At 72.1% G+C, this 19,643-nt stretch carries 17 protein-coding genes and 1 tRNA gene; 2 read left to right on the forward strand and 16 right to left on the reverse strand.

Going from position 1 to position 19,643, the window contains the following annotated elements; genetic code table 11:
* Window positions 1-4: 4 nt before the first annotated feature.
* From ACIQAC_RS05845 to ACIQAC_RS05855, 3 genes are all read right to left on the reverse strand, one after another.
* A complete protein-coding gene (locus ACIQAC_RS05845) occupies window positions 5-2,305 on the reverse strand; it encodes a caspase family protein (RefSeq protein WP_402187367.1) in 2,301 nt (766 codons plus the stop codon).
* Between the two features lie 2 nt (window positions 2,306-2,307).
* Window positions 2,308-2,757 (reverse strand): hypothetical protein, encoded by a 450-nt coding sequence (locus tag ACIQAC_RS05850; RefSeq protein ID WP_402187369.1) that lies wholly within the window; start codon window positions 2,755-2,757, stop codon window positions 2,308-2,310.
* A 125-nt stretch (window positions 2,758-2,882) separates the two neighbouring features.
* Entirely contained in the window at window positions 2,883-4,664 is a 1,782-nt protein-coding gene (locus ACIQAC_RS05855; protein ID WP_402187371.1) for a LuxR C-terminal-related transcriptional regulator, read from the reverse strand.
* A 94-nt stretch (window positions 4,665-4,758) separates the two neighbouring features.
* Between ACIQAC_RS05855 and ACIQAC_RS05860 the strand changes: the two genes are divergently transcribed.
* Window positions 4,759-5,844 (forward strand): M12 family metallopeptidase, encoded by a 1,086-nt coding sequence (locus ACIQAC_RS05860; protein ID WP_402187373.1) that lies wholly within the window; start codon window positions 4,759-4,761, stop codon window positions 5,842-5,844.
* A gap of 120 nt (window positions 5,845-5,964) precedes the next feature.
* On the opposite strand, the gene ACIQAC_RS05865 is transcribed toward ACIQAC_RS05860, so the two are convergent.
* The 11 genes from ACIQAC_RS05865 to ACIQAC_RS05915 form a co-directional block, all read right to left on the reverse strand.
* Window positions 5,965-7,338: an NtaA/DmoA family FMN-dependent monooxygenase gene (locus ACIQAC_RS05865; RefSeq protein ID WP_402187376.1), complete on the reverse strand. Its 1,374-nt coding sequence runs from the start codon at window positions 7,336-7,338 to the stop codon at window positions 5,965-5,967.
* Between the two features lie 19 nt (window positions 7,339-7,357).
* Window positions 7,358-8,587, reverse strand: a complete 1,230-nt coding sequence (locus tag ACIQAC_RS05870) for an LLM class flavin-dependent oxidoreductase (protein ID WP_402187378.1) — start codon at window positions 8,585-8,587, stop codon at window positions 7,358-7,360.
* Window positions 8,588-8,619: 32 nt separating this feature from the next.
* Window positions 8,620-9,639: an ABC transporter substrate-binding protein gene (locus ACIQAC_RS05875; RefSeq protein WP_402187381.1), complete on the reverse strand. Its 1,020-nt coding sequence runs from the start codon at window positions 9,637-9,639 to the stop codon at window positions 8,620-8,622.
* Window positions 9,640-9,705: 66 nt separating this feature from the next.
* Window positions 9,706-10,521, reverse strand: a complete 816-nt coding sequence (locus ACIQAC_RS05880; protein ID WP_402187383.1) for an amino acid ABC transporter ATP-binding protein — start codon at window positions 10,519-10,521, stop codon at window positions 9,706-9,708.
* Window positions 10,518-11,501, reverse strand: a complete 984-nt coding sequence (locus ACIQAC_RS05885; protein WP_402187385.1) for an amino acid ABC transporter permease — start codon at window positions 11,499-11,501, stop codon at window positions 10,518-10,520. The genes ACIQAC_RS05880 and ACIQAC_RS05885 overlap by 4 nt, the downstream gene beginning before the upstream one ends.
* Before the next feature lie 475 nt (window positions 11,502-11,976).
* Window positions 11,977-12,876 (reverse strand): glutathione S-transferase C-terminal domain-containing protein, encoded by a 900-nt coding sequence (locus ACIQAC_RS05890; protein ID WP_402187386.1) that lies wholly within the window; start codon window positions 12,874-12,876, stop codon window positions 11,977-11,979.
* Between the two features lie 140 nt (window positions 12,877-13,016).
* On the reverse strand, window positions 13,017-13,139 hold the full coding sequence (locus ACIQAC_RS05895; RefSeq protein WP_402187389.1) for a putative leader peptide: 123 nt from the start codon (window positions 13,137-13,139) through the stop codon (window positions 13,017-13,019).
* A gap of 178 nt (window positions 13,140-13,317) precedes the next feature.
* Complete coding sequence (locus ACIQAC_RS05900; RefSeq protein WP_402187391.1) at window positions 13,318-14,820, reverse strand: cellulase family glycosylhydrolase; 1,503 nt, start codon at window positions 14,818-14,820, stop codon at window positions 13,318-13,320.
* A gap of 276 nt (window positions 14,821-15,096) precedes the next feature.
* Window positions 15,097-15,936 (reverse strand): FadR/GntR family transcriptional regulator, encoded by an 840-nt coding sequence (locus ACIQAC_RS05905; protein WP_402187393.1) that lies wholly within the window; start codon window positions 15,934-15,936, stop codon window positions 15,097-15,099.
* 166 nt (window positions 15,937-16,102) lie between these two features.
* Window positions 16,103-16,176, reverse strand: a tRNA-Pro gene (locus ACIQAC_RS05910).
* Between the two features lie 126 nt (window positions 16,177-16,302).
* The gene (locus ACIQAC_RS05915; protein WP_402187396.1) at window positions 16,303-17,781 is read right to left on the reverse strand and encodes an MFS transporter; all 1,479 of its coding nucleotides are present in this window, start codon (window positions 17,779-17,781) and stop codon (window positions 16,303-16,305) included.
* Between the two features lie 209 nt (window positions 17,782-17,990).
* Between ACIQAC_RS05915 and ACIQAC_RS05920 the strand changes: the two genes are divergently transcribed.
* Complete coding sequence (locus tag ACIQAC_RS05920; RefSeq protein ID WP_402187398.1) at window positions 17,991-18,569, forward strand: TetR/AcrR family transcriptional regulator; 579 nt, start codon at window positions 17,991-17,993, stop codon at window positions 18,567-18,569.
* 60 nt (window positions 18,570-18,629) lie between these two features.
* On the opposite strand, the gene ACIQAC_RS05925 is transcribed toward ACIQAC_RS05920, so the two are convergent.
* Window positions 18,630-19,277 carry an SRPBCC family protein gene (locus ACIQAC_RS05925; protein WP_402187400.1) on the reverse strand — a complete coding sequence of 216 codons (648 nt, stop codon included), beginning with the start codon at window positions 19,275-19,277 and terminating at the stop codon, window positions 18,630-18,632.
* Window positions 19,274-19,633, reverse strand: a complete 360-nt coding sequence (locus ACIQAC_RS05930; RefSeq protein WP_402187402.1) for an ArsR/SmtB family transcription factor — start codon at window positions 19,631-19,633, stop codon at window positions 19,274-19,276. The genes ACIQAC_RS05925 and ACIQAC_RS05930 overlap by 4 nt, the downstream gene beginning before the upstream one ends.
* Between the last annotated feature and the right edge of the window lie 10 nt (window positions 19,634-19,643).

Here is a 19,643-nt window from a genome sequence, read left to right on the forward strand (position 1 = left end):
GCCCCTAGGAGGACGTGGCCGTGGCCGTGGCTGTGGTTCCGGGGAGCGTGAAGGTGGTGCGGCCGGTGGCGAGGTCCCACAGCCTGGCCGTACCGTCCCAGCTGCCCGTGGCCAGGGTCTTCCCGTCGGGGCTGAACACCACGTGCGCCACTTCTCGGTTGTGTCCGGTGAGGGTGGCCTGGGTGCGGGTGGTGGCGAGGTTCATCAGCACAACGCTGCCCGCGTACTCGCCGAGGGCCAGGGTCTTCCCGTCCGGGCTGAACGCCGCCGAGAGGACTCCGCTGTCGCTGTCCCCGGCGGTGGTGGACCGCTTGGTGGCCACGTCCCACAGCGTGACGAACTGTTCCCCGGCGACGATGGCCAGGGTCTCGCCGTCCGGGCTGAACACCACCGAGGCGACAGGACGCTTGAGGCCGGTGACCGTGGCGAGGGAACGGCCGTCGGGCACGCTCCACAGGCCTGCGGTCTTGTCGGTGCTGCCACTGGCGACCGTCTTGCCGTCCGGACTGAACGCCACCGCGTAGACGTTGTCCGTGTGGTCCGTGATGGTCACCGTGTTCCGGCCGTCGGCGACGTTCCAGAGCCGGACCGTGTAGTCCGCGCCTCCGCTGGCGAGGGTCTTGCCGTCGGGGCTGAACGCCACCGCGAGGACTCCGCCACCGCCGGTCTCGCCGTTGTGGCCGGTGAGTGTGGCGGTGACCCGCCGGGTGACCGGGTCCAGGAGCCGGATGCCGTTGTCCCCGCAGCCCATGGCCAGGGTCTTGCCGTCCGGGCTGAACGCCAGGGAGTACACCCCGGTGTCGTCGCCGGGGTTGAGGGTGGCGGTCCGTCTGCCCGTGGCCGTGTCCCACAGCGGGACTTCCGGCGTGAGGTAGCCGGCGGTGGCGAGCCGCCCGCCGTCGCGATCGAACACCACCGTGGTGACCGGATCGGGTGACGCCGAGGCCGAGGTCCCGCCGTCCTTGTCGCTGCCGGACATCGACATGACGATTCCGGTGGGCACGCCAACCGCGGCGACGGCGGCGAGCCCACCCAGCAGAATCGTCCGACGCGGGACGTCTGGCCAACGGGAGGGAGGGGTCTCGGCCGGGGTACGCGGGCCGGCCGGCCCTTCACTCACCTCTTGCGGGACACAGACAACGGGGTCGGGCGGGCTGGGGGGTTCAGCGGCCGGTTCGGGGCGCTCCGCGTGCGGGGCGGGTGCCTCGGTGACCGGCTCCGGTGGCTCGGCCGGGGCGGGGGCCACGGCGGTCGGCTCCGGTGATTCGACGGCCGGGGCGGTCGGCCCGGCTGCCGGGGCGGGCATCTCGACCACCCGGGCAGCCGGTTCAGCAGCCTGCTCCAGGGGCTCGGTCCGCGTGGGCGCAAGCGTCCGCAGCAGTGCCGCCGCCGCCTGCGACACCACCCGGCTGTCGTCGTCGGCGAGTCGTCGGACCTCCTCGCGCACCCGCTCGCGGACCGTGTCGTTGCCGATCCGGTGCAGGTCGGTGAGCCCGTCCAGCGCGGCGAGCCGGCCCGTGGCGATCGGGCTCTCGATCGCGTGCCGCAGATACGTCGGCAGCTCCCAGTTGATGTTCCTGGCGACGACGATGCGGCCCTCGACGTTGTCCTGCCGCTTCGGCCGCTGCTGGGGCATCTCCTGTACGACCCGGTCGTGGACGTAGCCGTACAGCTCGTCCAGCGTGATGTCGCCGTCGCCGTCCAGGTCCGCGCTGCCGTCGCGCAGCCCCTCCACCAGGAAACGAGTGAACACCGACTGGGCGGCCTCGCCGTGCGCCTGGTTGCCCTCGAAGGAGTACTGGGTGGCGTCGGAGGCGGTCAGCACCGTACGACCGTGGCCCTGGAACCGTTCCAGGGTGTGCACCGCGGTGTCGGCCTTGGTGATCCGCCCGGCGGGAAACGCCCCGCTGTAGCAGCAGTCGAGGATCAGCACCTTCTGCCGGGACATACAGGCGGACATCGCCCGGTCGACGTGCTCGGCGGGCAGCCCGGTGAACAGCAGGCTGTCGCGGCGGGTGTTGCTCATCGCCAGGTACAACTGGCCGTCGTCGTCCTTGAGTCCGTGCCCGGTGAAGTACAGCAGGGTCAGGTCGTCGCGGCGCCGGTCCCGGTAGAAGTCGCCGATGGCCTCGCCGACCCGGTGGTGCGGCTGGTTGGTCAGCGACGTGACCTCGAACCCCGCGATCCGCGGATCCCTCAGCACCGCGGCGAGCGCCTCCGCGTCGTGCGCCGGTGCGGTCAGCCGCCGCAGCCCGCTGTCCTGGTAGTCGTACGTGGCGATGAGCAGCGCGAGGCGGCGTCCCATGGTCAACTGCCCGAGTGGCGGCGGATGTACGCGTCGACCAGGTCCCGGCGCTCGGCCTCGCTCGCCCGCTCCAGCTCGATCGTGTCACCGTCGATGGTCACGGAGACCCGGTGGCGGGCGGTGGACCGGCCGAGCCAGTCGCGCACGGTCTCGACGAGGAGCGCGAACACTCCGCCGGAGGCGCTCAGCGCGACGACGATCGCCCCCACCGTGACCGGATCGGTGCCCTTCGCACGATCGGGCGCCGCGCCCGCCGGAGCCGTGCCGTCGGCGGCCGTGCCGACCGGGCCGGGGCGGACCGACTCGACGTCCAGTGACGTGATCTCGGCCCGCAACTGCCGTACCGGCCGCTCCGCGGCCTCCGCGTCCAGCTCCGGGTCCGGCGCGACGACCAGCCGCACCTCCATCAGCCCGTCCGCACGGCCGGGTCTTGTGGGAACGTCGTCCTGCATGTCTCTTCCCCCGATTCCCCCGATGGTGAGTTGCCGCGGAGCCGCACCACCCAGTGTGGGGCCGCGGGCCTGTCCGCGGCAGCGTTCCGGGGGACGTCGCACGGGGCCGACCCGTTGCGGGCGGGTCAGGCCGAGCGGGTGTCCGGCTGTTCCATCAGCCACGGGAGTGCGGTGCGGTCGCTCGCGCCGAGGCGGGCGTAGGCGCTGTACAGGTGGTTGCCGACGGTACGGACGGACAGCGTGAGGCGTTCGGCGATCTGGCGGTTGCTGAGGCCGGCCGCCGCGAGGGCGACGATCTGGCGCTGGCGGGTGGTGAGTTCACCGAGGGCGAGTCCGGACAGGGCCGGGGTGCGGGCGCCCTGGCAGTGCCGGGCGAGGGCGATGGCCCGGGTGCGGGAGGTGCGGGCGGCGCTGGGGTCGCGGTGGGCGCCGGCGGCCTGGGCGTACGCCTCGGCGGCGAAGAGGAGGTAGCCGCGCTCCTCCAGCGCCGTCGCCGCCTCGTCCAGTGCGGGCCCGTCGGCCGCGGCGAGCGCCTCGGCGTGCCGGGCGAAGGGGGTGCCGGGCGGCAGCTGGGCGAGGGCCGGGTCCGGAACACCCCGGCGTACGGCGTCGTACGCCTCCTCCGCCCTGTCCAGGCCCTCCGCGTGTCCGCGGTCCGCCCGCGCCCCCGCCCCCCGGTCCACCGCACCGGCTTCTCCCGACTGGACCGCGGACAGGGCGAGTTCGGCCAGGCAGGGCTCGTCGTCCGGGGTCTCGCGCAGGCCTTCGCGGGCCCAGGCCGCCGCTTCGCGGAGCTCGCCGCGCAGACGGGCGTACCGGGCCCGGCAGGAGGCGTAGTCGGCGGGTACGGTGCCGCCCTCCGCCACGAGCCACTCCCCCACCGGCGTCGACGCGTCGCGGACGTCGGACCTCTCGATACGGTCCTGGAGCACAACCGCCTCGGACTTGAGGGCGGGGGCCAGCTCGTCGGCGGTGCGGGCGAGGCGGCGGGCCCGCAGCGAGCCGGCGGCGGCGCGCAGCACCGGGCCGTAGAGCGGGCTGGTGAGGTGGATCGCGCCGGTGTCGTCGAGGGCGATCAGGCCGTCGGACTCGAGGCGTTCGAGGATCGGGAGCTCGAACTCGTCGAGGTGCGGTGCGAGGGGTTCCGCGAAGGCGACGCGGTCGAGTGTCTCGCGCTCCTCGGGGCGGACGCGGCCGAGGACGGGCGCGGTGCGCAGCCGGACCGTCTCGGTCAGCGGGACGGGGCCGCGCCAGGCGAACAGGTCCGTGCCGGGGACCGCGCTGAGCGGCCCGTGTTCGCCAATCGCGTGGGACAGGTCGCGCAGCAGCCGCAGATCGCCCTCGCACAGGCGGCGCAGCCGGTTCACGGTGAGCGGTTCGAGTGTGCCGCCGGTGCCGGTCGTCAGGAGCTGGGTCATCTCCTCGTCGGGCAGGGGTTCGAGGGCGAGGCGGGGCAGCAGTTCGCCGGTCCAGAGGCGGGAGACGGCGCCGGGGAGCGGCGCGCTGTCGCGGGCGACGACCATCAGCCGGGTCCGGCCGTGCACGGCCAGGTGGTGCACGAGGGCGGCCGAGGCGTCGTCCAGCAGATGGGCGTCGTCGACCAGCAGCAGCCTTACGCCCGAGAGGAGTTGGACCGCGCGGTGCAGGGACACCGACTCGGGCAGCAGGTGCGCGAACGCGGCGAACGGGATCCGGTGCGTGCCGGGGGTCCCGGCGACCCGGGCGCAGTCGGTGCCGCGCAGCGCCTCGGTGGCGAGCCGGGTCTTGCCGCAGCCGGCCGGCCCGGTCACGACGATGCCGTGGCGTCCGGCGGTCAGCGACCGGCGGACCAGCTCCAGTTCCTCCTCCCGGCCGGTGAACGGCCAGGGCAGCTCGAGCGTTCGCGCGTCCCGTTCGAATGTCGTCACACAGGCATGAGCGCGGCTACTCAGATCTGATACACGGCGACTTGAGTAGACCTCGACTCAAGTCGCCGGGCCCGGTTGGCGGCAGTCTGGGTGCATGACCGGTCGCTACTGCTCGCTCCCGCAGCAGCCGGCCCCCGCGTTCGCACCGGGGCTGGCCGCGGAGCGGCTCAGCGCGCTCATCGGCGGACGGCCGATGTGGGTCAACGGCACGGTCCTGCACTACTACTTCTTCGACGGCGACGGCGACGGCTCGGTCATCCCGGTGCCGGGGACCGGGGAGACCCGGCGGGTGTCGTGGGTCGGCGCCAAGGAGCAGCAGGACGTGGTCCGGGGCTGCTTCGAGGAGTGGCAGGGGCTCGGCCTCGGGGTGTCCTTCGCGGAGGTCTCCGACCGCTCGGAGGCGGAACTGCGGATCGGGTTCCAGCTCGGCGACGGCTCCTGGTCCACGGTGGGCCGCGACGCGCTCCGGCTCGGCCAGAACGAGCGGACGATGAACCTCGGCTGGGATCTCACCGCGCCCGGCGAGCGCGCCACCGCGCTGCACGAGATCGGGCACGCGCTGGGGATGCTGCACGAGCACCAGAGCCCGTTCGCGGGCATCCACTGGGACGACGAGGCGGTCTACGCCGACCTGGCGGGCCCGCCGAACTTCTGGGACCGCGACACCACGTTCTTCAACATCCTGCGCAAGCTGGACCGCGACGAGGTCAACGGCTCGCTGTGGGACCCGCAGTCGATCATGGAGTATCCGTTCTCGTCGGGCCTGATCCTGGAGCCGGAGCGGTTCCGTGCGGGGCTCACCCCGCCGGGGACGCTGTCCGCGCTGGACAAGGAGTTCGCGCTCCGCTGGTATCCGTCGCTCACCGCGCCGCCGGCGCCGGAGCTGGTGCCGTTCCGCTCGGCGCCGCTGCGGCTCGGACCGGGCGAGCAGGCGGACTTCCGGATCGAGCCGCCGCAGACCCGCGAGTACACGGTCGCGGTCTTCGGCGCCGGGGACGCCGTGACCGTCCTGTTCGAGGAGCGGGACGGCGAACCGCGCTTCGTCGCCGGTGACGACGACGGCGGCGCACCGCACAACGCCACGCTCACGGCCCGGCTCGTCAGGGGCCGCCGCTACTTCGTCCGTGTGCGCCTGTACTCCGGCTGGGGTTCGGGCGAGACGGCGGTCATGTGCTGGTGAGGCACACGACCGCGCCACGCGGGCGGCTGGACCACTGTCCGGCACCGGGGGAGCGGTGGGGTCTCGTTACCTTCGGGGGAGGGAAACGAGGCCCCACCTCGCCACACCGGGCCCAGGGCTTCAGGAGGCCGCGCGCCCGACCGACGGCTCGTCCGGGTGCGCGAGCCCCAGGTGGTCGCGCAGGGTCGTCCCCTCGTACTCGGTGCGGAACACCCCGCGCTCCTGGAGCAGCGGTACGACCGTGTCGGCGAACGCGTCGAGGCCGCCCGGGGTGATGTGCGGGACGAGGATGAAGCCGTCACTGGCGTCGGACTGGACGTACTCGTCGATGGTCGCCGCGACCGTCCGCGCCGAGCCGACGAAGTTCTGCCGGTTGCCGGTCTCGATGACCAGGTCGCGGATCGACCAGTTGTGGGCGGCGGCCAGCTCGCGCCACTCACGGGCGGTGGCGACCGGGTCGCGGTACATCCGCACCTGGGCGCGGCCCCGGGCCACGGTGTTCTCGCCGGGCAGCGGGTCGATGTCGGGCAGCGGGCCGTCGGGGTCGTAGGCGGACAGGTCCCGGTTCCAGACGAACTCCAGGTGCTTGATCGCGGTCGCGCCGCTGACCTGCTGCCGGCGCACGTGCCGGGCGAGTTCCTCGGCGTCGGCATCCGTGTCGGCGAGGACGAAGCTGGCGGCGGGCAGGATCAGCAGCTGGTCGCCGCGGCGGCCGTACTTGGCGAGCCGGGACTTCACGTCGGTGTAGAAGGCGCGCCCGGCGTCCAGCGTGGCGTGCCGGCTGAAGATGGCGTCGGCGCCGGCCGCGGCGAACTCGCGGCCCTCCTCGGAGTCCCCGGCCTGGAAGATCACCGGCCGGCCCTGCGGGCTGCGCGGCACGTTGAACCGGCCGTGGATGTCGAAGTGCTGCCCCTGGTGGACGAAGGCGCCCGCCTTGGCGTCGTTCAGGAAGATCCCGGCGGCCTGGTCGGCGACGATCTCGTCGCCGCGCCAGGAGTCGAACAGTTCGTGTGCGGTGGCCAGGAACTCCTTGGCGCGGGAGTAGCGCTCGCCCTGCGGCAGGAAGCCGCCGCGCCGGAAGTTCTCGCCGGTGAACGCGTCCCAGGAGGTGACGACGTTCCAGGCGGCGCGGCCGCCGGAGAGATGGTCGAGGCTCGCGAACTGGCGGGCCACCTCGTAGGGCTCGTTGAAGGTGGAGTTGATGGTGCCGGTGAGGCCGAGGTGCTCGGTGACGGCGGCGAGCGCGGTGAGCACGGTGAACGTGTCGGGGCGGCCGACGACGTCGAGGTCGTAGATCCTGCCGCCCTGTTCGCGCAGGCGCAGGCCCTCGGCGAGGAACAGGAAGTCGAACCGGGCGCGTTCGGCGGTCCGCGCGAAGTGCGCGAAGGAGCTGAACTCGATGTGGCTGCCGGCCTCCGGGTCGCTCCACACGGTGGTGTTGTTGACGCCGGGGAAGTGGGCGGCCAGATGGATCTGCTTCTTGGGCTTGCTCATGGTCGGTCGTCCCTCCGGCTCAGACTGCCGTGGCTGCGGCGTAGCGGTTGGCGGGGCGCGCGAGCCCGAGCAGACCGCGCAGGGTGTCCGCCTCGTAGGCCCGGCGGAAGGCGCCCCGGCGCTGGAGTTCGGGCACGAGCCCGCGGCTGATCAGGGGCAGGTCGTGGCCGACCACGGCGGGCCGCAGCCGGAACCCGCTCAGCCCCGCCGCCCGGAACTCCTGGAGCAGGTCGGCGAGTTGGGCCGGGGTGCCGGCGAAGACCCGGGCGTCACTGGTGTACGGCTCCCCCGCGAGCGCGTCGAGCCGTTCCCGGCGTGCGTGGGCCGCGGCGGCGGCGTCGTCGAGGAAGACCACGAGGTCGGCGAAGACGTGCAGGGGTTCGTCGGCGCGGCCGGCGGCGACCTGTTCGGCGCGGATCTCGGCGACGATGGTGCGGGCGTGGTCGGTGTCGTGCGGGGTGACGTACCCGACGTCGGCCTGGCGGGCGATGAGCCGGTAGGGCACGGTGGCGTGCCCGAGGGCGGTGACCGGCGGCTGGCCCTGCGGCGGGCGCGGGGTGATGGAGGGGCCCTTGACGCTGAATCGGCGGCCCTCGAAGTCGATGTAGTGCAGCTTGTCGCGGTCGACGAAGCGGCCGGTCGCCTCGTCGCGGATCTCGGCGTCGTCCTCCCAGCTGTCCCACAGCCGGCGCACCACCTCGACATGGTCGGCGGCCTCGTCGAACAGGTCGGCGACCAGCTCCTGGGTCTCCGGGGCCTCGTACGCCTCGATCCTGGGGATGGTGCGGCGGCCGAAGTGGGCGGCCTCGTCGGGACGGGCGGTGATCTGCACCCGCAGTCCCGCTCGGCCGGTGCTGACGTAGTCGAGGGTGGCGATGGCCTTGGAGATGTGGAACGGCTCGGTGTGGGTGGCGACGACGGTCGGCACCAGGCCGATGTGCCGGGTCAGCGGGGCGACGCGGGAGGCGATCAGTACGGCGTCGAGCCGGCCGCGTACCTGGTCGGTGCGGTCGTCGGGGTCGAGGAACCGGGAGGTCTGCGGGCCGAGGCCGTCCTCGATCGTGACGAAGTCGAGCAGCCCGTGCTCGGCCTCGGCGACCAGGTCGGCCCAGTAGTCGGCGGTGAACAACTCCCCCGGACGGGACACCGGTTCGCGCCAGGAGGCGGGATGCCAGCCGGTGCCGTCCAGGGCGACGGCGAGATGCAGCGGGGAGTCGGCGGAGGGATCGGCGGAGGGGTCAGCGGACACGAGGGGTGCCTTCCTACTTGCCTGCGGGCGGGTCAGGAGTTGTCCAGGGGCAGGCCGGGCGGGTCCACCTCGGACTTCTCGACGGCCTCGGCGGAGAGGTTCCAGGCCTTCAGCCACTGGGCGTACTGCCCGTTCTCGATGAGGTGGTTGATGGCGGCGGCGAGGGGTTCGGCGAGGCCGCTGCCCTTCTTGGCCGTCGCGGCGATCAGGCCCTGGAGGGTCTCGCCGGCGCCGGAGAACTGGCCCGCGATCCGCGTCGCGTTGGGTGTGCCGGCGGTCTTCGTGGCGTGGTAGCTGAGGCTCGGGTTGGGGCCGAAGTAGGCGTCGACCTTGCCGCTGGTGAGGGCCAGGTAGAGGCTGTTGGTCTCCTGGTAGTACTTGACCGTGAGGTCCTTGCCCTCCTCGGCGAGCTTCGCCTTCCACTCCAGGAGGATCTTCTCCTGGTTGGTGCCGTTGCCGACGGTGACGGTCTTGCCGGCGAGGCTGCGGTAGTCGCCGTCGAAGTTCCAGTCGCTGTCCTTGGGCACCTCGAAGGCGAGGTCGTCCTTGCGGTAGGAGGCGAACTCGTACTTCTTCTTGCGCTCCTCGGTGACGGTGACGTTGGAGATCGCCACGTCGACCTTGCCGCTGTCGATGCCGATGAAGAGGTTCTCCCAGGTGGAGTTGGACACCTCGGGCTTGAGGCCGAGCACCGCGGCGACCAGCCGGCCGAAGTCGGGCTCGGAGCCGGTGAGGGTCTTCTGGTCGTCGCCTATGTAGCCGAGCGGTGGATTGCCGGACGGCAGGGAGCCGGAGCCGACGACCAGGGTGCCGCGCTTTCTGACGGCGTCGGGCAGCAGGGCGCTGATCGACTTCACCTCGGCGACCTTGAGCGAGGTCTCCTTGGCGGCCCCGTTGGAGAGCCGGCCGATGGTGACCGTACCGGCCGCGTCGGTCGTGGTGGCGGCGTCGCTCTCGCCGCCGCAGGCGGAGAGGACCGGGGTGAGCGCGGCGAGCGCGGAGGCGGCGGTGAGTCCGCGCAGGAGGTGGCGGCGGGAGAGGGCGCTGGGCATGACGGTTCCTGTCTGTGGAGTCTTTACGGTCTTGGCGGGAGGGGGCGCCGGGCAGCGGCCCTTGCTTCAGAGGACCTTGCTGAGGAAGTCCCTGGTCCGTTCGTGCTGCGGTTTGTCGAGCACCTCGGAGGGCGGGCCCTGTTCGACGATGCGGCCGGCGTCGAGGAAGACGACCCGGTCGGCGACCTCGCGGGCGAAGCCGATCTCGTGGGTGACGACGACGAGGGTGGTGCCGCTGGTGGCCAGGTCCTTGATCACGGCGAGCACCTCGCCGACGAGTTCGGGGTCGAGGGCGGAGGTCGGCTCGTCGAAGAGGATCACGCCGGGGCGCAGCGCGAGGGCGCGGGCGATGGCGACCCGCTGCTGCTGGCCGCCGGACAGCTGGCGCGGATAGGCGTCCGCCTTGTCGGCGAGTCCGACCCGGTCGAGGAGCGAGAGCGCCAGCTTGTACGCCTCGGCCTTGCCCGTGCGGCCGGTGGCGACGGGCGCGGCGGCCACGTTGTCGACGGCCGTGAGGTGCGGGAAGAGGTTGAAGTTCTGGAAGACGAAGCCGATCCGCCCGCGCTGGCCGAGGATGGCCCGCTCACTCAGCTCCTTGAGCCCTTCGCCGTGGCGGCGTACGCCGATGAGTTCGCCGTTGACGCTGACGTACCCGATCTCGGGCTTCTCCAGGTGGTTGATGACCCGCAGCAGGGTGGACTTGCCGGAGCCGGACGGGCCGAGGATGACGGTGACCTCGCCGGGCCGCACGGTCAGGTCGATGCCGTCGAGGACCCGGTGGGCGCCGTACCACTTGTGCACCCCGTGCACCTCGACGGCGGCGGGCACGGCGGAGACGGTGGTGTTCGTGGAGACGGTGGCGGTGGCAGCGGTGGCAGTCATACGGCGGTCTCCCTGCGGGCGCGTTCCCGTACGTCGCGCACGGCGGTACGGAGTCGTTGCAGCGGGGTCGGCGGCAGGGTGCGGGTGGCTCCCCGGGCGTAGTACCGCTCGACGTAGAACTGGATGACGGAGACCACGCTGGTCAGGATCAGGTACCAGACGGTGACGACGAGCAGCAGCGGGACGATGTCGCCGGGGTAGGTGGCGCCCATGGTCTGCGCGGAGCCGAAGAGGTCGAGCAGTGAGACGTAGAAGACCAGGGAGGTGCTCTTGATCAGGCCGATGAGCTGGTTGACGTAGTTGGGGGTGATGGAGCGCAGGGCCTGTGGGAAGACGATCCGCCGGAACTGGTAGCGCTTGGGCAGTCCGAGCGCCGAGGCGGCCTCGTGCTGGCCCTGGTCGACGGAGAGGATGCCGCCCCGGACCACTTCGGCGGCGTAGGCGGCCTCGTTGAGGCTGAGGCCGATGACGGCGACCACCATGTCGGTGGCGAGCCGTGACTCGTCGAAGGTGAGGAAGGCGGGTCCGAACGGGACGCCGAGGCTGAGCGTGCGGTACAGGGCGCTGAAGTTGTAGAGGAAGAGCAGCACCACGATCAGGGGGATCGAGCGCAGCGCCCAGATGTACGTCCAGCTGACCGCGCGCAGCACCGGGCTCCTGGACAGCCGGGCGAGGGCGAGCAGGATGCCGCCGAGCAGTCCGAGGACAGCGCTGTAGGCGGCGACTTCGAGGGTGATCAGCAGGCCGTCGAGGATGGTGGGGCGCAGGAACCAGTAGCCGAAGCGGTCCCACTGGTAGAAGGGGTTGGTCGCCAGGCCGTGCACGAACTGGGCGACCACCACGAGGACGACGGCGGTGGCGATCCACCGCCCGGGGCGGCGCAGTGGCTGAACCCGCTGTGCGGTGAGGGGTTTTGACGGGGTGTCGGGTGGCGTCGGCGCCTCGGCGAGGGACACGGCGGCGCCCGGGGGTTCACTCATGGTGGACTCCGGCTCGGAGGGAACGCCCCGGAGCCGCGGCGGGTCACGCGCGCCCGCGCCGCACCGGCGGCCCGGAGGAGGGCCGCGGTACGGGTGGACGGCGCGCGGGGCGCACGGGACCGGGGGTTCGGGCGGGCGGGGACGGCTCACCGCGGTGCGGTGGCCGTCGGGTGCGAGGCCGGGGAGGGTGTGGTCAGACCCGGCGGCGGGCTCGGCCCGAGGCGGTACACAGTGCGCTGCTGACGCGGAGCAGATCTACGGCGCGATCGGCGACCAGACGGTTCGTACGCGGGCGTACGCAGCCGTGGGAGCGGCGTGCTGCCGTCCTCGTCGCTGCGTGCATGTCCGTCGTCCTTCGTGGTCGCGGCCCCGGAAGGGACCAGGTCAGGCCTGGTACCGAAGTCGGGGCAGGTGTCCGAAAGTTAAGGCCGACGGTCGAGCGGATGTCAATGCCGGTCCACTGGGTGGGACGGGTTCAGGACCGGTCGGCCCGCAGCCGCGCGCCCCCCGCGCCGGTCGCGTGGACGGCCCAGTCCAGGATCTGGACGGCCGCTCCGGCCCCTTCCAGGCCGCGGCAGTGCGCCTGGTGGCGGCGGGCGATGCCGTCGAGGTCGAGGTGGGCGCCGAAGGCGGGGTGGGCGGTCAGCCGGCGCGCGTGGTCCCACAGCGCGGAGTGGCCGGCGACACGGTGCACGACCCCGGCGTCGAGGTGGTGCCGGTGCACGGTGTCGAGCTGGACCAGGGTCACCCACAGCACGACGTCGGCGGCGGTGAGCCGGTCGCCGAGGAGATACGGCTGTACGGCGAGCCGTCGCTCCAGCTCGGTCAGCGAGGTGAGCAACGCCTCGGCGGCGGTGGCGCGTTCGGCGGCGTCGGTGCCGGCCTCCCCCGCGTACTGTGCGGCCGCCTCGACGCCGTCCGCGCACAGCCGCTCGACGTCCTCGATGGCCGCGTCCAGCCCGCACGGGTGCAGGGCGGGGCGGTCGGCGCCGAAGTGGCGGGCGAGGTCGCGGACGATGTCGGGGGCGTGGGAGCTGACGATCCGGCCGGACCAGTCGTCGACGAGCACGGGCGCGAGGGCGGGTCCGGCGTACCGGTGGGCGCTCGCCTCGTACAGGGGCTCCAGTTCCGCGTGGCCGCCGCCGGGGCGGTCCGGGACGGCGGGCAGCAGGGTGACGGGACAGCAGTCGGCGAGGCCGAGCAGGGTGTGGGTGACGGCGACGCGCAGTCCGGCGGGGTCGGCGGGCGAGAGGTGGAGCCGGTAGCGGCGCGGCACGGCGTAGTGCCCGCTGCGTGCGTCGCGGCCGATCCGGCCCCGGAACGCGGGGGTGGTACACGCGGTCGAACGGGTGGCTGCGGACGGTGTGACAGTCATGGGTCTCCCCGGAATCGGGCGCGCGGACGGACGCGCGACGGGCTCGACGCGCAGTACGGGGGGCCTGTGTGCGGCCAATGTGGGGGCGGTGAGCGGCCTGTTGGGGTCGCCGGCCCCCGGTGGCGGACGTCTCTCCGGGCTCAGCCCCGGTGGCTGATCGCGCTGCACACACGCAGCAGGTCGATGTGACGGCGGGAGGTGAGCAGGGGCGACCGCCGGGGCCTGTGACTCGCCCGGCCGGCAACCGCTTCAACGCGCCCCATGATTCCCTACCCGTTCGCTAGGATTCCCTACTGGAGTGTCGATCGCCCCTCGTCCGGCGTCAAGACCGCGTCCACGGACCGGTCGTGTGCGCTCACCTCCGGCGTCCGGCACGGCAACGCCCCGGACCCCCTTGGAGGGGAGCCCGGGGCGCGTTTCTCACGCCGTCGTACGGATGACTCAGCCGGTCGGGAACGAGTCCGGCGTCCGTATGCGGTCTCGGATCCAGACACCGGCCTGCTTCAGGGACGAGGTGCCGGTCCAGGGGCCGCCGGAGTTGCACGTCCCCTCGTTGAAGACGGCGCCGGAGCGTCCGTCGTCGGAGAAGTTCCAGTTGACCCAGGAGATCTTCTTGCTGGCCATCAGATCGATGTACCGCTGGGACATGGAGAAGTCGTTCGAGCCCTCGCCCGCGTAGTTCTGGGTGCCGAACTCGGTGACGAACATGGGGATCCGGTCGGCGGCCCGGGAGAGGGTGTTGAGGTAGTCCTCGCGGTGCGAGAACGCGTAGAAGTGGAAGGTGTACATGATGTTGGAGGCGTTGACGGGGTTGTTCACGACCTCCGTCTCGTTGCCGCCCTCGGAGACACCGAGGGAGGACCAGGCGCGCGTCCCGACGAGGACCGGGGCGTTGTTGTCGATGTTGCGGATCACCGGGATGATCTGCTCGGCGTAGGACTTGATCGTGCTCCAGGAGACGCCGGACGGCTCGTTGGCGATCTCGTAGAGGACGTTGGGCTTGTCCTTGTGCCGGTTGGCGATCTCGGTGAAGAAGGTGCGGGCCCGGGACAGGTTGGCGTTGGGGTCGCCCGGGGTGAGCATGTGCCAGTCCACGATCACGTACATACCGCGGCTGGTGGCGTCCTCGATGAGCCGGTGCGCGAGGTCGGTGAACTTGCGCGGGTCGGTCTCGTAACCGCCTTCCTGGACGTACGTCGACACGCGGAGCACGTCGGCGTTCCAGTCCGTGGCGAGCGCGTTGAGCGAACCGGACGTCAGACACTGCGCGTACCACTGGGTGCCGTGGGTGGACATACCGCGCAGCTGGATGGGGTTGCCGGACTGGTTACAGAGCTTGGTGCCGCAGACCCTGAGCTGGCCGTTGGCGCCCACGGGGGTGGTGCCGGGCGGCACCGTGCCTCCGATGTCGACGGTCAGGTGGTCGACGTTGGGCCCACCGTTGGAGGTGGTGGCGGTGGCGCGGATGGTGTTGTTGCCCGCCCGGAGTGCGGCGGTGAGGGTGCTGGTGTTCCAACTCGTCCAGGCGCCGGTGGAGTTGAAGGCCCTGCCGGTGGAGACGAGGGTGCCGTTGACGCGGATGTCCATCGCGCGGTTGGCGGTGGTGCCGTTGGCGAAGCGCAGCGCGAGGGTGGCGTTGCCCGCCGTGGCGGCGTTGACGTTCCACTCGACGTAACTGCCGGTGAGGTTGTCGTAGTTGACGAAGCCGCTGCCGGTGAAGCCGGTGTGGTTCGACTCCACGACGCCCTGCGAGACGGTGGCACTCTCCGCCTCGTAGGTCTGGACCGCGGCAGCGGCGGGTGGTGCCGCGGGGGGTGGCGCGGCGGCGGTGTCGGCGGCCGCGCTGGGCGCGACCAGGGCACCGGTGAGGGCTGTTGCGAGGAGAACGGACCGTGCCCAGAAGCGCGGTCGGGTGGTGCGTGGGGGTCTCACCATGATCTCCATCTCGTTGACGACGAAGCCGGATTGGTAAGGAAACTTTCCTAACAATGAGAAATAGCAGTGGCGGTGGGACGGCGGCAAGAGGTGTGACAGCGCGGTTGTGGGGCGGGCGCGGGTCCGCAACTCCCCCGTGACGTACGGCTGTCGGGTGTCCGGCCCGGTCAACCTGGCCTTGTGGAGCTTCCCGTGGGCGTCGGCCGCGGACAGGACGGCTGTGAGGTTCTTCGCGGCGGCAGACGTGTGGTGCTGCGGGCGGACGGAAGAGACATGCGGGTGCGGCTACCGGGAAGCCGAAGTATGCGGCGGCGAGGAATCCGCGGAATTGTCGTCGGCCCGCACCCCGGGGACCGCGCGGTCGCCCAGGTCGAACAGCCGGTCGCGGATCTTCCGCTCGAACTGGCTCTGCGTGGTGGCGATGTGTTCCAGCATCCGTTCCTCGGCGAGTGCGGCCTCCCCCGCGGCGACCGCCTCCGCCACGGCGAGATGCTGCCGCCCCGCGACCTCCAGCGACCCGGGCGCGTCCCCGTGGAAGAGCAGCACGTCGGACTGTCCGGCCAGCCGCCGCACACCCGCGACGCTCGACCGTAGGAACACGTTGTGCGAGGCGGCGCCGACCGTGTCGTGGAAGGCAGCGTCGGCCCGCGCGAAGGCGTCCGCGTCATTTTGCGTGGCGGCGTCCAACGTCGCCCGGGCGTGGTCCTTGATGGCCCGCACCTGCGCGGGAGTGGCAAGGCCGGCGGCACGGCGGGCCGTCTCCGCCTCGATCACCGACCGGTAGTCGAGGAGCATCAGGACGTCTTCCATACTCGTCGGCCGGAACCGGAGGAACTGGTCGTCCACCGGACCGCCGGAGCCCTCCGCCACGAAGATGCCCGCACCCCGCCGCACACTGAGCCGGCCGATCGCCGCCAGGACCTTCACGGCCTCCCGCGTGACATTGCGGGTCGCGCCCAGGATCTCGGCGAGGCCCCGCTCGGTGGGGAGCCGGTCACCGGGCTGGAGGCCCTGCTCGGTGATGTACTCCAGCAGTTGCTCGGCCACCAGCTCGTACCCCGGCCGGTAGGGGCGTGACGCCTCGTCCTCCGCCTGCCCCGACACGCGCGACGACGGATCGGTCACGATGCACTCCCTCTCGCCGACGGAATGAGTCCGGTTCATACGGTGGGTCACTCTGGCATCGACGTAAAGCGCTGGACAGACGTTGACGCCTGAACGCGGCCCGCGACATACGAAAGGCCGCCCTCTCCTTGTGGAGAGAACGGCCTCCGACGGCTTCTGTGCACCGTCGGGACGACAGGATTTGAACCTGCGACCCCTTGACCCCCAGTCAAGTGCGCTACCAAGCTGCGCCACGTCCCGTTGCCCGTCACGCCGTTGACGCGTGATCGTGCAGGTCAACCCTACCGCATCCGCGGGACCGCCCCGTGCGGCCGCGGCCTGCACGGGGCGGCCTGCACGGGGCGGTCGGGACGGCGCCCGGGTCCGTCAGGTCCGCGGCCCCGAGGCCACCGTCGCCGCCTCCCCCTCCACGGAGGTGACGTCCACGGACCTGACCTCGGCCGTCACCGGTTGCCCGGCGGCGCGGGCCTTGGCCCCGGACCGGGTGGCCGGCACCAGGAACGCGGCCAGGGCGGCGGCGAGGAGCAGCACCGCGAGCAGGGTGAAGCCGTGGGTGTACCCGGAGTCGTAGGGCAGACCGCTCGGCTGGACGTGGCCGGTGACCAGGACCGAGGTGACGGCGGCGCCTATGGAGCCGCCGATGGTGCGGATGTTGGCGTTCATGCCGGTCGCGGCGCCGGTCTGGGCGGGCGGCACACTGCCGACGATGAGGTTGGCCATGGCGGCGAAGGCGAGACCGATGCCGAGGCCGAACACCCCGGCGACGAAGGCGACTTGCCACTGCGCGTTGTGCCAGAGGGCGAGGAAGCCGCAGGCCACTGCGCCGAGCGAGGCGCCCGTGATGAGCAGTGCCTTGGCGCCGACGATCGGCTCCAGACGCCCGCTGAGCACCCCGGAGAGGAACATCGCGAGGAGCATCGGCAGCATCAGCAGTCCGGCGGTGGTGACGCTCGCGCCGAAGCCGTATCCGGCCGAGGACGGTGTCTGGACGAACCCGGGGAGGAAGGTCCAGATCGCGTACATGCCGGCGCCGAACAGCAGGGCGGCCGTGTTGGTGGTCCACACCGCGGGGAGCCGCATGACCCGCAGGTCGATCAGCGGGGTGCGGGAGCGCGCCTCGGCGTAGAGCCACAGCACGAACAGCACCACGGCGGCGGCGAACAGGCCGATCACCCGGGCCGAGCCCCAGCCCCACACGGTGGCCTGGCTGAGCGGCAGCAGCAGGGCGACGAGCCAGGCGGAGAGCAGCACGGCACCGAGCCAGTTCACACTCCCCTCGGCCCGGCTGGGCGACTCGGGCACATGGCGGGCGGCGATGAAGACGGTGGCGGCGACGATCGCGACCGGGATCCAGAACAGCCAGCGGTAGTCGAGCGCGGAGACGATCGGGCCGGCGGCCACGATGCCGACCCCGCCGCCGGCGGCGATCACGGCGGACAGGTTGCTGATGCTGCGGCTGACCATGCCGGGCGCGAACTCGTCCCGGATGATGCCGAAGGACAGCGGGAACAGCGCGCCGCCGACACCCTGGACGACCCGGGCGACGATCAGCATCCCGATGTTCGGGGCGAGCGCGGCGAGCAGACAGCCGACCAGCACGGTGACCAGGACGGCCACGAGCGTGCGCTTCTTCCCGATCAGGTCGCCGACCCGGCCGAGGATCGGGGTGAAGACCGAGGCGGACAGCAGATACGCCGTCATCACCCAGGTCACGGTGGTCTGTGAGGTGTCCAGTGCGTGCTGGACGGTCGGCAGGGCCGGCGCGATCAGCGACTGGAGCATGGAGAAGACGCCCGCACCCGTCGCGAGGACCGCGAAGGTGAGGCGGGAGGACGTGCGGGACATGAACAGCCTTCCCGATCGGTGGGTACACCGACGGCCGCTCGGTGGCGGTCGTGAACGTTGGGGGATGCGCGGACGGGGATGTCGTCTCGTGGGCGGGTGCGGCCGCACTCGCCCACGGCGGAATCTCCCCGCACTGCTAAAGTGGAGGTACGCCTCCACTCTACCGGAGGCCACCCTCCGTTTCAATCCGGGTCGCTCGGGAGGCCGCCATGACATCGCCGACGTACGCGCTGAGCGAGTTCGTGGCGTCCCGGCGGCCGCAGCGCAAGGACGCCGCGCGCAACTACGACGCCCTGCTGGCGGCGGCGCGCGACGCCTTCGCCGAGCACGGCTCCGAGGCCTCCCTTGAGGACATCGCGCGGCGGGCCGGCGTGGGCATCGGCACCCTCTACCGCAACTTCCCGACCCGCCGGCACCTCTTCGAGAGTGTGTACGCGGAGGAGGTCAACGAGCTGTGCCGGGCGGCCGAGGAGGTCGCCGACCGGGAGCCGTGGGAGGCGCTGACCACGTGGCTGGAGCGGTTCGCGGCCTACATGGTGACCAAGCGGGCCATCCGCGACGCGCTCGACAGCGAGTCGGACGTCCTGCTGACCTGCCGCGACTCGATGTACGCGGCGGGCACCCCGCTGTTCGAGCGGGCCCAGCGGGCCGGTGTCGTCCGTCCCGACATGGACTTCGGCGACCTGGTGCGGATGGTCGCGGGCATCACCTCGACGGCCTTCGTGGACGACGCGCAGCGCGACCGTGTGATGGGCATCGTGCTGGACGGCGTACGCACGTCCCGCTGAACGCCGAGGGGGGCGGCCCGCAGGCCGCCCCCCCTCACCTCGCCACCACAGGAACCCTCGTCAGTGCGCGTCCCCGGGAACCTCACCCCGGTAGAAGGCGATGGTCCGGTCGGCCATGGCGCGGGCCGCCCCCGCGTCCTCGCCGGCCGCCACGCTCGCCTCGTACCAGCCCTCGCCCGCGGCCGTGACGAACGCCTTGCCCTCGTCGGACAGGCTCCACGCCTCGGCCTCGGCGGGACCGACCTGCGGCTGACCGGCCAGGTGCCGGAAGAGGCCCATGACGGACAGGTCCCAGCCGATGCCGACCGCGCCGGGTCCGAACCGGGCCCACCGCTCGTCGTCGACGTGCGCGATGTGGTCCAGTTCGAAGCGGGTACGGTCCTCGCTCTCCGGTGTCAGCCGCAGCTCGACCCAGCTGACCTCGCCGCCGTACTCCCAGGTGACGAAGAAACCCTTGGGCGGGTCGCAGCGCTCGACGGTGCCGGAGGCGTTGCCCTCGATCGCGTACCGGCCGCCGAGTGCGAGTTCGCCGGAGACCGGCGCGAACCAGCGCGGCAGGCGCTCGGTGTTGGTGCAGGCGTCCCAGACGTCCTCCAGCGGGGACTCGTAGGTCTGGCTGACGGTGACGATCCGCGCCTCGCCGGCCTTGAAGAGGCGGGTGCCGACCTGGCGGTGCACGGCGTTGATCTGGTGGGTCACGTCGATCACGGGTTGCTCCTCGGTGGTTCCTCGCCGCCCAGGCGGCGCTCGCGTCTGCCGCGGGCCAGTTCGGTGCCCAGGGCGTCCAGTCGGGGGGTCCAGAAGCGGCGGAAGCGGTCCAGCCAGACGTCGACGTCCCGCAGCGGTGCGGAGTCGACCGCGTAGAGGCGCCGGGTGCCGTCGGGGCGCACGGTCGCGAAACCGTTCTCCCGCAGCACCTTCAGATGCTGCGAGACCGCGGGCTGTGAGATCCCGAACTCCTCGCGGATGACCTCACTGACCGCCCCGGACGTCATCTCGCCGTCCGCGAGCAGCTCCAGGATCCTGCGGCGCACGGGGTCGCCGAGCACATCGAAGGCGTGCATGGCGCGACAG

It is taken from the genome of Streptomyces sp. NPDC088387, from assembly GCF_044753385.1.
Lineage (GTDB): Bacteria > Actinomycetota > Actinomycetes > Streptomycetales > Streptomycetaceae > Streptomyces.